11 protein-coding genes are annotated in these 13,423 nt (G+C 60.3%); 5 read left to right on the top strand and 6 right to left on the bottom strand.

Going from position 1 to position 13,423, the window contains the following annotated elements:
* Nucleotides 1-27: 27 nt before the first annotated feature.
* Nucleotides 28-807, bottom strand: a complete 780-nt coding sequence (locus DL86_RS15400; protein ID WP_036263857.1) for an enoyl-CoA hydratase/isomerase family protein — start codon at nucleotides 805-807, stop codon at nucleotides 28-30.
* Between the two features lie 272 nt (nucleotides 808-1,079).
* Here DL86_RS15400 and DL86_RS15395 point away from each other — a divergent pair, with 272 nt between their 5' ends.
* Nucleotides 1,080-2,237: a glycosyltransferase gene (locus DL86_RS15395; protein WP_036263343.1), complete on the top strand. Its 1,158-nt coding sequence runs from the start codon at nucleotides 1,080-1,082 to the stop codon at nucleotides 2,235-2,237.
* 31 nt (nucleotides 2,238-2,268) lie between these two features.
* On the opposite strand, the gene DL86_RS15390 is transcribed toward DL86_RS15395, so the two are convergent.
* From DL86_RS15390 to DL86_RS15370, 5 genes are all read right to left on the bottom strand, one after another.
* A complete protein-coding gene (locus DL86_RS15390) occupies nucleotides 2,269-2,934 on the bottom strand; it encodes a sterol desaturase family protein (protein ID WP_036263341.1) in 666 nt (221 codons plus the stop codon).
* A 252-nt stretch (nucleotides 2,935-3,186) separates the two neighbouring features.
* On the bottom strand, nucleotides 3,187-3,669 hold the full coding sequence (locus DL86_RS20320) for an ankyrin repeat domain-containing protein (protein ID WP_202899218.1): 483 nt from the start codon (nucleotides 3,667-3,669) through the stop codon (nucleotides 3,187-3,189).
* On the bottom strand, nucleotides 3,662-5,665 hold the full coding sequence (locus tag DL86_RS15380; RefSeq protein WP_036263337.1) for a rhodanese-like domain-containing protein: 2,004 nt from the start codon (nucleotides 5,663-5,665) through the stop codon (nucleotides 3,662-3,664). Before DL86_RS15380 ends, DL86_RS20320 begins: the two co-directional genes overlap by 8 nt.
* Nucleotides 5,662-6,108 carry an ArsC/Spx/MgsR family protein gene (locus DL86_RS15375; protein ID WP_036263334.1) on the bottom strand — a complete coding sequence of 149 codons (447 nt, stop codon included), beginning with the start codon at nucleotides 6,106-6,108 and terminating at the stop codon, nucleotides 5,662-5,664. The genes DL86_RS15380 and DL86_RS15375 overlap by 4 nt, the downstream gene beginning before the upstream one ends.
* Nucleotides 6,109-6,262: 154 nt before the next feature.
* Entirely contained in the window at nucleotides 6,263-6,727 is a 465-nt protein-coding gene (locus DL86_RS15370) for a response regulator (RefSeq protein WP_036263331.1), read from the bottom strand.
* Nucleotides 6,728-7,224: 497 nt separating this feature from the next.
* On the opposite strand from DL86_RS15370, the gene nifH reads away from it, so the two are divergent.
* The 4 genes from nifH (at nucleotide 7,225) to nifE (ending at nucleotide 13,414) form a co-directional block, all read left to right on the top strand.
* Nucleotides 7,225-8,109 (top strand): nitrogenase iron protein, encoded by an 885-nt coding sequence (gene nifH, locus DL86_RS15365; RefSeq protein ID WP_036263855.1) that lies wholly within the window; start codon nucleotides 7,225-7,227, stop codon nucleotides 8,107-8,109.
* A 76-nt stretch (nucleotides 8,110-8,185) separates the two neighbouring features.
* Nucleotides 8,186-9,646, top strand: coding sequence for a nitrogenase molybdenum-iron protein alpha chain (gene nifD / locus DL86_RS15360; RefSeq protein WP_036263327.1), 1,461 nt, complete (start codon nucleotides 8,186-8,188; stop codon nucleotides 9,644-9,646).
* A gap of 79 nt (nucleotides 9,647-9,725) precedes the next feature.
* Nucleotides 9,726-11,288 (top strand): nitrogenase molybdenum-iron protein subunit beta, encoded by a 1,563-nt coding sequence (nifK, locus tag DL86_RS15355; RefSeq protein WP_036263324.1) that lies wholly within the window; start codon nucleotides 9,726-9,728, stop codon nucleotides 11,286-11,288.
* Nucleotides 11,289-11,518: 230 nt separating this feature from the next.
* Entirely contained in the window at nucleotides 11,519-13,414 is a 1,896-nt protein-coding gene (nifE, locus tag DL86_RS15350) for a nitrogenase iron-molybdenum cofactor biosynthesis protein NifE (protein WP_036263321.1), read from the top strand.
* Nucleotides 13,415-13,423 lie beyond the last annotated feature (9 nt).

Genomic DNA, 13,423 nt, shown 5'->3' with positions numbered 1-13,423 from the left:
GGAATCCTCGGCCGGCGGTCCGATGTTCTAAACCCCGCGCCAGCGCGGCGATCTCTTTTCGAGAAAGGCGGCGACGCCTTCGCGGAAATCCTCGCTGAGATAGCACATCAGGACAAGATCCTCCGCCGCGCTTTGCGGCGCTTGCCCGCGCATGCGAAGCAAGGCTTCCTTCGTCGCCCGGAGGCTCAGGGGCGCGTGGCCTGCGACGCGGCGGCCGAGATCATGCGCGCGCGGAAGAAGCTCTTTCGTCTGATCGACGGCTTCGTTTAAAAGTCCCATCGCGATTGCCTCCTTCGCGCCGACGAGGCGGGCGGTCAAGATCAGATCCTTGACGCGGGCCGGGCCGATCAGCCCCGCGAGCCGCGCGTAATTGGACATGGATAGGCAATTGCCGAGCGTGCGGGCGATCGGCATGCCCAGTTTCGTTTCCGGTTCGCCGATCCTCAGGTCGCAACAGGCGGCGATCATGGCCCCGCCGCCGGTGCAGACACCGGCGATTGCGGCGATGGTCGAGGCTCGGCAGCGCTCCAAAGCGCTGAGCGCGGCCTCGATCCGCGCCTCATAGGCCAAAACGTCGTCGGGAGAGGCGAATTGGCGAAATTCCGCGATGTCCGTGCCCGAGGCGAAGGCTTGGTCGCCAGCGCCAGTCAGGATCAAAACCTTGATTGCCGGGTCGGCGTCGACCTTGGCGCAGATCGCGGCCAAACCTTCATACATCCCCGAGGTCAAGGCATTGCGCGTGCGGGGGCGGTTGAAGACGACTTGGGCTATTCCCGCCTCGACCTTGAACAGCAGGTCTTCGTTCATGTCGCCATGCCTTCCTCGCGCGGGGGCGGTTGTCGAATTGCGCCCAAGCGCGCTTTCGACATTCTTGAGCTTTCCTGTGGAATCCTTAGCCGGATTTGCCGGCGTTTGGGCGAAAAACGGAGGGCGCATTGGTCATGCCGCCTTCCGGGATTCGGCTTCCGGCCCTTGGCGGCGTGGGCGCGACGATAAACTCTTCTGCTTTTCCTGATGAAGACTTATTGAAAGGGGTTTGACGGGCCGCGTTCCGGCCGGTTTGGGATTTTGCGGGATCAATGGCGTCGTTTTTTTCCTATGCCGGGGCGGTTTGGTGGTGCCTCGCGCTTGCGCTTTTTTGCCTCAGTCTTTGCTGCGGACTTGTGCAACCCCTTGTCCAGAAGCGGCGGGCGACAAATGCAAAGCTGCCGCCGGTCTCGGTGATCGCGCCTATCAAATTGCTCGAGTCCGGTTTCGAGACCGCGCAAGAGTCGATGTTTCTCCAAGACTATCCGGACTACGAGATTTTGATCAGCGCCGCCGAGAGCCAATCCCCGGCGCTTGACGCGGCGCGAAGGGTCGCTGGCGGCTATCCCTGGCGCTGCTGCCGCATCCTGCGCTCGGAGGCGGCGGCGGCGGTCAGTCCCAAGCTCAACAATCTGACGGCGCCGCTCGCGCAGGCGCGGCATGATTTCGTCTTCATCAAGGATTCGAACATGACGCTCGAACGCGACACGTTGGCTGCTTTCATGCAAAATTTCGCGCGAGGCGTCGGCCTCGTCGTCGCGGTTCCGGTCGCGGTGCGGCCGGAGAGTTTCGCCGGGCGGATTGAAGCTTTCCTGCTCAATGGACATGCGCGGTTGCTGCTCAGCGCCTCGGTCCTTGGGATTGGCTTTGGCGTTGGCAAGGCGATGCTGTTTCGGCGCAGCGATCTCGCCAGGGCGGGCGGGATCGAGGCGATGAGCCATATGCTTGCCGAAGATACCGCGATTTCGACGGGTCTTGCGCGCTTGGGGCTCAGAACCGTGTTCGCCCATCGCACTGTCGCTCAGGAGATCGGCGCCCGCAGCCTGCGCGAGATCTATCAGCGCCAGGCGCGCTGGAGCGTGATCCGGCGCGCGAACGAGCGCTTTTCCTTTCCGCTTGAGCCGCTTGGCAGTCCGCTTCCTGCCGCCCTGGCCGGCGCTCTCGCCGCGCCGCTGATGGGAACTCCGGCCTGGTGGGGGTTTTGCGCTACTCTCTTCGGATGGTTCTGCGCCGAAATGGCTTTTGCCATTTTGAAAGGTTGGGAGGTTTCGCCTTGGTCGCCGCTAGCCTTCCTGGGCCGCGAGATACTCAGCCTTTCGGCTTGGCTTCACGCCTGGACCACCCATGATGTTGTCTGGGGCAAGGGCCGTTTCGATGCGCGCAAAGGCGCGCGGGAGGCGGCGAGGGCCTCGCGTGAGGATGCCGACTGACGGAAGGCGCCGCCTGATCGGGGTCTTGTCGTCAGGCGTCGGCTCCGGTGCGGCTTTGCCGAACGAATTCGGTCTTGAACACATAGTCCCACCAGGGCGCGCTGACCCCGAAGCCGCGGGTGGGATCGCGGAAATGATGCAGCAAATGGAGACGCCGGAAAGTCAGGCCGACGCGCGTCGTCGGCTCGCCATGATGCACATAGTAATGCACCATGTCATAGGCGAGATAGCCGAGGAGAAAGCCCATCATGACCGGATAGGCCAAGGGGTGGCCGAAGAGAAGCCGCAGGAGGCCATAGGCGATCAGCATGATCGGGCTGCTGAGCAGCGCCGGCATGACGAGGCGCAGCGGATCATTCGGATGCACGTGATGAACGCCATGGATCAGAAAATGGATTCGCGCGCCGAACGCGCCGGGGAATTCATAGTGGAACAGATAGCGATGCCCGAAATATTCGACGAGGGTCCAAATCAGATAGCCAAGGGCGGCGGCGGCGGCGACGGCCGGAGCGGCATATGTCGAAAGGCTGACAAAGGCGAGGACGGCGACAAGCGGCAGATAGATAAAGAGCGGCGTCGACCAATGGACCCGGGACAATTTATCGAGCACCGGGTTGGCGAACAGGCGCGGCGACGCGCTGAGGGCTTCCGATTCGCGCGGGAGGCTATGGCTGCTGTTTTCTGAAGTCGGCGTCATGAGGGTCAATCGAACCTGAGAAAATCTGATTCCAGGTTCTTAGAGCATTTTCGCCGCCGGTGGAAATCAGGCCTCATGCGGTCGCAAGACCCGCGCGCGATCGGGGCCAGGGGAATGGCCAGAGTGCTATCTCTTTGTTTCGACGGATTATCTCGGCTAAGGCGCCTGGAGCTTGCCGCACCGCGCGCCCGTGATTGTCGGAAACCACACGACAAAGCCATAGGCAGGACAATTTGGCGCGGCGCGCCGCCTTCAGGATTTTGCCCGGCGGCGCTTTGCTTCCCGCATGAGATTGAGGCACTCGAGCGTCGCGGCCATGTCGAGGGCGCCGACGCCATCGAGTTCATAGTCGAGATCGGCTCCCGCGGCGAGGAGTTTCGCCAGGGCCTTGGCCTTGCCGGCGGAGGCGGCATACATGAGCGCCGTCGACCCATTGACGTTTTTATGGTCGAGATCGGCCCCCGCCGCGATGATCATCGCGACGATTTCGGGATCGTCGCCGACGCAGGCGAGCCAGAGCGGCTGGCCGCCATCGCCGTTGCAGGAGTCGACCCGCGCGCCGGCCCGCAGCAGCTCGGCGACGAGGGCGGGGGGCCCCTGATAGGCGGCCCGCATGAGGGGCGTCATATCATTGGCGGCGACGGCGTTGACGCCGGCGGGCGGGAAGCCTTGTTCGGCAAGGAATGCTTGCAAGGCCTCGCTCAGCGCCGGGAGGCAGGGGGGCGAGTTATCCAACAGCTTTTTTCCAGCCTTCATAGCCGCCATCGAGGCTATAGACCTTGCTGAAGCGGAAATCGGCGAAGGTCTTGGCGTAAACCTGACTTGCATTGCCGTGGTAGCAATAGATCAGCACCGGCTTGTCCTTCGGCGTTCCAGATAGAAATTGGAAGATATTGGCTTCGTTGACATGTTCGGCGCCATCGATATGGCCGCTTTCGAACGAGCCGGGGTCGCGCATGTCTAGGACCAGGGCTTGCCCGCCGCTCATCAGCTCCCGGGCGAAGTCCGCGCCAATGCGCTGGAACGTCGCTTCCTCACTCATCGCTGCTGCTCCTTTTTGCGTTGCGTCGGTTGTTGCATCGGCGGGCGAAGTCTCGCTCGGCGGTTCGCCCCCGGCCTCCCGATGGGCATAGGGCGGCAGGGTCATGATCCGATTGTCGACCAGGGGATGGCCCAGGGTAAAATGGTAAAGCGAGGCGAAGGCGGCGTGCTTCAGACCGAGGACTTCATGCATGGAATCGTCGAAATAGCAGCCGATTCCGGTGCCGCGCAGACCCAGCGCCTCGGCCTCCAGATAGAGCACATGGCCAAGCAGGCCGGCCTCCCAATGCAATTGCTTGTAGCGCCAGGGCTCGGCCCGCACGAGGCTTTCGAACTCGCTGATCATGCCGAGCGCGAAGCAGCTATCGGCGGCGATGGGCTGATGGCAGTTCAAAGTCCTCGCCAATTTCACGCAATCGGTGGCGATGAGCTGATAGAAATCGAAATGCTCCGGCGCCGCGTCGGGTTTGCGCCAGACGAAATCCTTGTGCGTCGCGTCGCGCAGCTGCGGCTCGGCGCCAGGGTTGCGCAGGAGGATATAAAGCCCGGGCTCCAGTCCTTCGACGCGATGAACGAAAAAGACCGGATGGATGCGCGGCGTAAAGCTCCAGACGTCCCAGGGCGCGACCTTGCGCGGCAGCAGGCGGTCCAGAATGTGAAAGAAGGCCTCCGCGCTCATCGAGCCGCGCTTGTCGAATCCTTGCGCGCTGCGCCGGTTCAAGATCAGGTCCTTGGCCGCAATCCGCGACCCGGAATTGAGCGCGGGGAAATGCGGTGTTTGCGCCTGATCCCGCGCCGCCGCGCTCTTGCGCGTCGCCAGCGAGGCTTCCTCGATCACCGGCCATTTATACATCGGGTGGCGGTCGAGCACATTGGCGCGCCCCGTCCAGCCGGTTTGCCGCTCAGGCGGGATGAGGCTTTGAGCCGTCTCGGGGCGTTCGGCCGCCGGGTAGAGCGCGAGAAGGAGATCAGGGGTTTCGCTTTCCGCCGCGCCAAAATCCTCGCCGCGGTCGAGGCCGAGCAAGCGGGCGATCTCCCGGCTGCCGGGCTCCTCGACCATTTCGGCCTTCCAGCCAAGCGCGCCGGCGGCGTAGCGCAAGGCTCCGATCGCGTGACCGACATCGAGCTGGCAATAGCGGAAGGCCCTTTCGCCATATTTCCAGGCCTCGCGCCAATGGATCGACGCCAGCCCGATCCAAAGCAGCGGCGCGCTTTCTGTCGTTGGCCAATCAACCGCGCAGCGCTTCTCGAGACTATGATCGCGGCTGACATAGTGATGGACGCCATCCTCGAGGCCCACGATCCTCCGGCTCAGAACATAGGCCTCGGTCGGATGCAGATTGCCGCTCGATGGGGCGCACCGCAGCGCCCAGCGGTCGGGGCCATATTCCTTCCAGGCGGCCAGCGCCAAGGAGAGTTGCAGCAGGGTTCCAAGCGAGCCAAGGGTGAGGGGCGCGGCCGGGCCGCTCCGGCCTTGATAGATTTCCGAAAAAGGCGTCGCGACATCGTCCGCCCCCAAAGGGAGCAGAATGCGGGCGGCTCCCGAGAATTCCCGAAAAGGGTTTGGCTGTTCGGACCAATCGAGGGTTTCGGGTCCCGCCGCATAGCGCTCCAGGCGATGTTTGGTGCGCTGGTGATAGGCGAGTATGACTTCGGCGGCATTTGCCGCGGGATTAGGCGCCGCGGTCATGGCGCGGCCTCATCTTGCTCATTCCCTGACGGATCAGGCGTCGAGGACCCGCGCCGGCAGGTCTCCAAGTCAGCGCCTTGCGCGCGCGGATTGGTCAGCCCCACCCAGCTGTCAACATAGGCGGGATCGAAACCCACCGCGCGCACGCCGCCCGATTCCATCAGCGGGCGCCGGATCAGCAGCGGTTCGGCGAGCATCAGCGCGATCGCTCCGGCTGGGTCCAGCTTTTCTGGGTCGATGGCGCCCGATTTCACCCTTGGCGCCGCCTTATTGAACCACTCCGCCACTGGCCTGCGCCCAAAAAAGGCAAGCAGGCGATCGGCGCTCCAGGGCTCGTTCAAGAGGTTGCGGACATCCAACTTGTGCCCGGCCGCCTCAAGAAGCTGCTTTTGCCGCGCGTTATTGGCGCAGCCCGGCTTCTCGTAAAAGACAATATCCGCCATGCCGCCTTTTCCGTCACGCTATATTCACCATGGCGCGCCGGGGTTTATCCCGACCGCATCCGCGCCGCCGCGCCCGCGCCGGAAGTTCTTCGAAATGCGGCCGCAGGGAAATGGCCCCTAGCCTTGACGTCGCATTTTTCGGCTTGTCGGGCGCTCAGCCGAAATTGAAGTCGCCAAGTTGCACGAATTCGCTCTTCAATCGGCCCAGCAGCATGTCGACTTTGCGGCGGACGACCTCAACGGTCAGCGGCTTCGTTAAAATGCCATGCGCGCCGCCGCCTTTGGCGAGGGCCTCCTTGGCGAGCGGAACCTCGGCATTGTCGGCGACGACGATGATCTTCGCCTGCGGAAACTTTTCAGCGATTTCCTTCAGGACGCCAATGCCTTTTTCTTCCAGAATATTGACGCCGACAATCAGAAGCTGCGGGATCGACTTCTCTGTCTTGCCGTAAATCACCTTTTCCGAAGCATCGAACGCCTCGGCGACGGTCGCGAACTCATGCGTTTCGTTATCATCCTCAAGCATGAACTGAAGGATGGATCCGGTCATTCCATCATTGTCGATGACGAAGACGCGTTTGTTCTCAACTCTGCGTTCATTGTCGACGCCGATCTGCATGTCTACCTCGCTATAATTTTATTCGCCCGTCGCGACGCTCTTGATGCCTGACGAGGGCGTCGCCGCAATGGCGAAAAGCAAGTTTTGTTCCTTAATGCGGATTGAGCCGCCCCGATCCCGGCCAGCGGCGTTTTCTCCGCCGCGTCATCCCGCCCGACGACCGCCCGGCAGGATGCCTCCGCGCCAGCGCGGCCATGCCGTGAAGCGCGGCCGGAGCCGATCCTCTTACCTGTTTTGTTCATGACAGCCTAAGGGCCAGTGTCGGAATCGGAACATAGCCAAGCGCACCGAACATTCCGCCGCCGCCCCTGCGTTTTCAACGTGTTACCCAAACCCTGGGAGGTGGCACGGCGATTGCCTTATAGGGGCCGGGGATACGTCGCCGAGATCAAGGCATTTGACGTGTCGTGTCCCGCGCCGCCATGGCGCGTCGATGTCTCAATGTGGGGATCGAGCGTCTCGGGTCCACGGTTAACTGCGAAAACGGCACTAAGGAGATCTTTAATATGCGCCAGATTGCGTTCTACGGTAAGGGAGGTATTGGCAAGTCCACGACCTCGCAAAACACGCTCGCCTGCCTCGCCGAGCAGGGTCACAAGATCCTCATCGTCGGCTGCGACCCCAAGGCTGACTCGACCCGCCTGATCCTGCACAGCAAGGCGCAGGACACCATCCTCAGCCTCGCGGCGGCCGCTGGTTCGGTCGAGGACCTCGAGATCGAAGACGTGATGAAGGTCGGCTATCTCGACATCAAGTGCGTCGAGTCCGGCGGTCCGGAGCCAGGGGTTGGCTGCGCGGGTCGCGGCGTCATCACCTCGATCAACTTCCTCGAGGAAAACGGCGCCTACGAAGACACCGACTACGTTTCCTATGACGTGCTCGGCGACGTGGTTTGCGGCGGTTTCGCCATGCCGATCCGCGAGAACAAGGCCCAGGAAATCTACATCGTCATGTCGGGCGAGATGATGGCCATGTATGCGGCCAACAACATCTCCAAGGGCATTCTGAAATACGCGAACTCCGGCGGCGTCCGCCTCGGCGCGCTCATCTGCAACGAGCGTCAGACCGACAAGGAGCTCGAGCTCGCTGAAGAGCTGGCCAAGAAGCTCGGCACGTTCCTCATCAAGTTCGTTCCCCGCGACAATATCGTGCAGCATGCCGAATTGCGCCGCATGACTGTCGTGGAATACGCTCCCGACTCCAAGCAGGCTGGCGAGTATCGCGACCTTGCGACCAAGATCCACGCGAACAAGGGCAATGGCATCATCCCGACCCCGATCACGATGGACGAGCTCGAAGACATGCTCATGGCCCATGGCATCATGAAGCAGGTCGACGAGTCGCAGGTCGGCTTGACGGCGGCCGAGGTCGCTGTGGCCTAATGCTTGCTTAAACTTTGATCTGACCCCTCTTCGGAGGGGTCAGTGATCGGCTTATAAGTGACTTCAGGAGATTGGCATGAGCCTATCAGCACCCGAAACAATTGAAGAGATCAAGCAGAGGAACAAGGAGCTCATTGCCGAGGTCCTCGAAGCCTATCCCGAGAAGAGCAAAAAGAACCGCGCCAAGCACCTCAACCAGTTCAATGAAGGCAAGACCGATTGCTCGGTTAAGTCCAACATCAAGTCCGTCCCGGGCGTGATGACGATTCGCGGTTGCGCCTACGCCGGTTCGAAGGGCGTGGTCTGGGGCCCGATCAAGGACATGATCCACATCAGCCACGGTCCGGTCGGCTGCGGTCAGTATTCCTGGGCTTCGCGCCGGAACTACTACATCGGCACGACTGGCGTCGACACTTTCGTGACGATGCAGTTCACCTCGGATTTCCAAGAGAAGGACATTGTCTTCGGCGGCGACAAGAAGCTTGCCAAGATCATGGACGAGATCATGGAGCTGTTCCCGCTGAATCACGGCGTTACGGTTCAGTCCGAATGCCCAATCGGCCTCATCGGCGACGACATCGAGGCGGTGTCGAAGCAGAAGTCGCGCGAATACGGCGGCAAGACCATTGTTCCGGTCCGCTGCGAAGGCTTCCGCGGCGTGTCGCAATCGCTCGGCCATCACATCGCGAACGATTCGATCCGCGACTGGGTGTTCGACAAGATGGAGGGCAAGCCCGCCACCTTCGAACAGACGCCCTATGACGTCGCCATCATCGGCGATTACAACATTGGCGGCGACGCCTGGTCTTCGCGCATTCTGCTCGAAGAAATGGGCCTTCGCGTCATTGCGCAGTGGTCTGGCGACGGTTCGATCGCCGAACTCGAGGCGACGCCGAAGGCGAAGCTCAACGTTCTTCACTGCTACCGTTCGATGAACTACATCTCCCGCCACATGGAAGAAAAGTTTGGCGTTCCGTGGGTGGAGTATAACTTCTTCGGACCGAGCAAGATCGCCGAATCGCTGCGCACCATCGCCAGCCATTTCGACGACAAGATCAAGGAAGGCGCCGAGCGCGTCATCGCGAAATATGCGGCTCTTTCGGATGCGGTGATCGAGAAATACCGTCCTCGCCTTCATGGCCGCAAGGTCATGCTGTTCGTTGGCGGCCTGCGTCCTCGGCACGTGATCGGCGCTTACGAAGATCTCGGCATGGAAGTCGTCGGGACCGGCTACGAGTTCGGTCACAATGACGACTATCAGCGCACGACCCATTACGTCAAAGACGGCACGCTGATCTATGATGACGTGACCGGCTTCGAGTTCGAGAAATTCGTCGAAAAGATCCAGCCGGACCTCGTTGGTTCGGGCATCAAGGAAAAATACGTCTTCCAGAAGATGGGCGTGCCTTTCCGTCAGATGCATTCGTGGGATTATTCCGGTCCGTATCACGGCTACGATGGCTTCGCCATTTTCGCGCGCGACATGGACATGGCCATCAATTCCCCGATCTGGGGTCTGACGAAGGCTCCGTTCTAATCTCCGCTAGCCCTCCCCTGAAAAAGGGGAGGGCCACAGCCGGGGTGCAGCGGGAAAAACACATCAAAGGATTTTCAGAATGCCTCAAAACGCCGATCACGTTCTCGACCACTTCGACCTGTTCCGGCAGCCGGAATATCGGGAGATGCTCGCGAATAAGAAGAAAAACTTCGAAAATCCCGTTGCCGAAGCCGAGTTGCAGCGGGTTGTCGAATGGACCAAGACGCCGGAATATCGCGAGAAGAATTTTGCCCGCGAAGCTCTGACCGTCAATCCAGCCAAAGCCTGCCAGCCGCTGGGCGCCGTGTTCGCCGCTGTTGGCTTCGAGGGCACCGTGCCTTTCGTCCATGGCTCGCAGGGCTGCGTCGCCTATTACCGGAGCCATTTTTCGCGCCACTTTAAAGAGCCGAGCTCGTGCGTCTCGTCATCGATGACGGAAGATGCGGCGGTTTTTGGCGGCCTCAACAATATGGTCGACGGTCTGGCCAATACCTACAATCTTTATAAGCCGAAGATGATTTCGGTTTCCACCACCTGCATGGCCGAAGTGATCGGCGACGATCTCAATGCCTTCATCAAGACGGCGAAGAGCAAAGGGTCGGTTCCCGAAGCCTATGACGTTCCTTTCGCTCATACTCCCGCATTCGTCGGCAGCCATATCACCGGCTACGACAATGTTCTCAAGGGCGTGTTCGAGCATTTCTGGGGCGGCAAGGCCGGCACGGTCGAAAAGCTCCAGCGCGTGCCGAATGAGACGATCAATTTCATTGGTGGATTTGATCCCTACACCGTTGGCAACCTTCGCGAAATCAAGCGGATCTTCGACCTCATGGGCGTCGAATATACGATGATCGCCGACAATAGCGATGTGTGGGATACGCCGACGGACGGCACGTTCCGCATGTTCGATGGCGGCACGACCATTGATGAAATGAATGCGGCGGTCCATGCCAAGGCGACCATTTCGATGCAGGAATATTGCACCGAAAAGACGCTGAACTACATCAAGTCGGAATGGGACCAGGAGACGGTTTCTTTCAACCATCCGATCAGCGTCCAGGCGACCGACAAGTTCCTGATGGAGATCTCCCGGATTACCGGCAAGCCGGTTCCCGACCAGCTCAAACTCGAGCGCGGCCGTCTCGTCGACGCCCTGGCTGATTCGAGCGCCCATATCCATGGGAAGAAATTCGCCATCTATGGCGATCCGGATCTGTGCATCGGTCTTGCTGAATTCTTGATGGAATGCGGCGGCGAACCCACCCATATCCTCGCCACCAATGGCGGCAAGGCATGGGAAGCCAAGGTTCAGGCGATGCTCGACGCCAACCAGTTCGGCGCCAATTGCCATGTTTATCCGCTTCGGGATCTGTGGCACATGCGCTCGCTGCTGTTCACCGAGCCGGTCGACTTCCTGATCGGCAACACCTACGGCAAGTATCTGGAGCGCGATACCGGAACCCCGCTGATTCGCATCGGGTTCCCGATCTTTGATCGCCATCATCACCATCGCTATCCGGTGTGGGGCTATCAGGGCGGCCTCAACGTGCTGGTCTGGATTCTGGATCGCATTTTCGAAGAGATCGATAGAAACACAATCGTCCCGGCCCATTCGGATTTCAGCTACGACATTATCCGCTGATCTTCGGCGCGCGCGCTAACAATGCGGCGGGCAGCGAACTTAAAAAAGTTCATTCGCCCGCCGTTTGATCTTAAAGGCATTTTCTGTTGGTAAATTTGTCCATTCCTTGGGCGCTAATCTCTTGGACGCCGGATATCGTGGCGCCCATTTATGCGCCACGAGGGCGCATTGCGCCAATTGGATGGCGTGGATAGCCCGGCGGTGGTGGGTCGGCGGGTGAGGAGGTTCTGATGAGCAGTGTTTCGGCTACCGTTCAAGACGTTTTCAACGAACCCGCTTGCCCCAAGAATGCAGCGAAATCGGAGAAGGAACGTAAGAAAGGCTGCACGAAGCAATTGCAGCCGGGAGGAGCCGCCGGCGGCTGCGCGTTCGACGGCGCGAAGATTGCTCTCCAGCCCATCACGGATGTCGCGCATCTTGTCCATGGCCCGATCGCCTGCGAAGGAAATTCTTGGGACAATCGCGGCGCCTATTCGTCAGGCTCGACCTTATACCGCACCGGCTTTACGACCGACATCAATGAGACGGACGTCGTTTTCGGGGGCGAAAAACGCCTTTATAAAAGCATCAAGGAAATTATCGAGAAATACAATCCTCCCTCCGTATTCGTCTATCAAACCTGCGTCCCCGCGATGATCGGCGACGATATCGACGCGGTGTGCAAAGCGGCAACGAAGAAATTCGGCAAACCCATCGTTCCGGTGAACTCGCCCGGCTTTGTTGGGCCAAAGAACCTGGGCAACAAGCTTGCCGGGGAAGCGCTTCTGGCGCATGTGATTGGGACGGAAGAGCCCGACTTTACCACGCCTTATGATGTCAACATTATCGGCGAATATAATCTTGCGGGCGAAATGTGGCAGGTCGAGCCGCTTCTGAAGGAGATTGGCTTCCGTATTTTGTCCTGCATTTCCGGCGACGCAAAATATCACGAAGTTGCGCGCGCGCATCGCGCTCGGGCGACCATGATGGTTTGCTCAAAGGCGATGATCAACATCACGCGCAAACTCGAAGATCTGTATGGAATTCCCTATTTTGAGGGGTCCTTCTACGGGATCGGGGATATGAGCGACTCCATTCGGCAGCTCGCTCAGCTCGTGATCGACCGAGGCGCGCCGCCTGAATTTATGGACCGAGCCGAAGCCGTGATTGCTCGTGAAGAGAAACGGGCGTGGGAGCGGATGGCCGAATATACGCCGCGCCTCAAAGGCAAGAAGGTTTTGCTGATCACCGGCGGCGTCAAGTCCTGGTCTGTCGTCGCGGCTTTGCAAGAGGTTGGACTTGAGATTGTCGGAACAAGCGTCAAAAAATCCACGAAAGAGGACAAGGAGCGCATCAAGGAGCTGATGGGCGATGACGCCCATGCGTTCGATGATATGTCGCCCCGCGAGATGTATAAAATGCTGAAGGATGCGCGGGCAGACATCATGTTGTCCGGTGGGCGTTCGCAATTCATTGCGCTGAAGGCGTCGATGCCCTGGCTCGACATTAATCAGGAGCGGCACCACGCTTATGCGGGCTATGAGGGCATGGTCGATTTGGTGAAGGAGATCGACAAAGCGCTTTACAACCCGATCTGGGAGCAGGTTCGCATGCCCGCGCCCTGGCAAAACGCGTCGGACACCTGGCAGGCCAAGGCCGATGCCGCCGCTGCGAAGGAAGCGGCGGAGCTTGCCGCCGATCCGGCCAAGGCAGAAGAAAAGCGGCGCTCGAAAAAGATCTGCAAATGCAAAACCGTGGATTTGGGAACAATCGAGGATGCAATCCGCGCCAATGCGCTGACGACGGTCGCTCAGGTCACCGAGATTACGCATGCCGGCGGCGGTTGCACGAGTTGCCGGGGAACGATCGATGGGATTCTTGCCGATCTTGGCGTTGGCGAGATCGAAACAGATCCGGTGAAGCTCGAGGAGAAACGCCGCGCGACGAAGATCTGCAACTGCAAGTCAATCGATCGCGGCGCCATCGAAGACGCCATCCGGGCAAACGGCTTGACGACGGTAGCGGAAGTGACTGCGGCCACACAAGCGGGCGGCGGCTGCACCAGTTGCTGCGATTCGATTGACGATATTCTGGCCGAGCTCGTCGCGCCGGCTGAAGCCGCTCCCGTTGCGATCGCGGCCGAGTGAGGATCAGTT

The sequence above is a fragment of the Methylocapsa aurea genome, assembly GCF_000746085.1.
GTDB classification, from domain to species: domain Bacteria; phylum Pseudomonadota; class Alphaproteobacteria; order Rhizobiales; family Beijerinckiaceae; genus Methylocapsa; species Methylocapsa aurea.
Note: the sequence above shows the minus strand (reverse complement) of the source record. Positions and strands in the feature narration are given on the sequence as shown.

Excerpts from the sequence above, each read along its gene's own strand:
- DL86_RS15370 (WP_036263331.1), bottom strand. The coding sequence starts at position 6,727 with ATGCAGATCGGCGTCGACAATGAACGCAGAGTTGAGAACAAACGCGTC.
- DL86_RS15395 (WP_036263343.1), top strand. The coding sequence starts at position 1,080 with ATGGCGTCGTTTTTTTCCTATGCCGGGGCGGTTTGGTGGTGCCTCGCG.
- DL86_RS15400 (WP_036263857.1), bottom strand. The coding sequence starts at position 807 with ATGAACGAAGACCTGCTGTTCAAGGTCGAGGCGGGAATAGCCCAAGTC.
- DL86_RS15390 (WP_036263341.1), bottom strand. The coding sequence starts at position 2,934 with ATGACGCCGACTTCAGAAAACAGCAGCCATAGCCTCCCGCGCGAATCG.
- nifD (WP_036263327.1), top strand. The coding sequence starts at position 8,186 with ATGAGCCTATCAGCACCCGAAACAATTGAAGAGATCAAGCAGAGGAAC.
- nifK (WP_036263324.1), top strand. The coding sequence starts at position 9,726 with ATGCCTCAAAACGCCGATCACGTTCTCGACCACTTCGACCTGTTCCGG.
- DL86_RS15375 (WP_036263334.1), bottom strand. The coding sequence starts at position 6,108 with ATGGCGGATATTGTCTTTTACGAGAAGCCGGGCTGCGCCAATAACGCG.
- nifE (WP_036263321.1), top strand. The coding sequence starts at position 11,519 with ATGAGCAGTGTTTCGGCTACCGTTCAAGACGTTTTCAACGAACCCGCT.
- DL86_RS15380 (WP_036263337.1), bottom strand. The coding sequence starts at position 5,665 with ATGACCGCGGCGCCTAATCCCGCGGCAAATGCCGCCGAAGTCATACTC.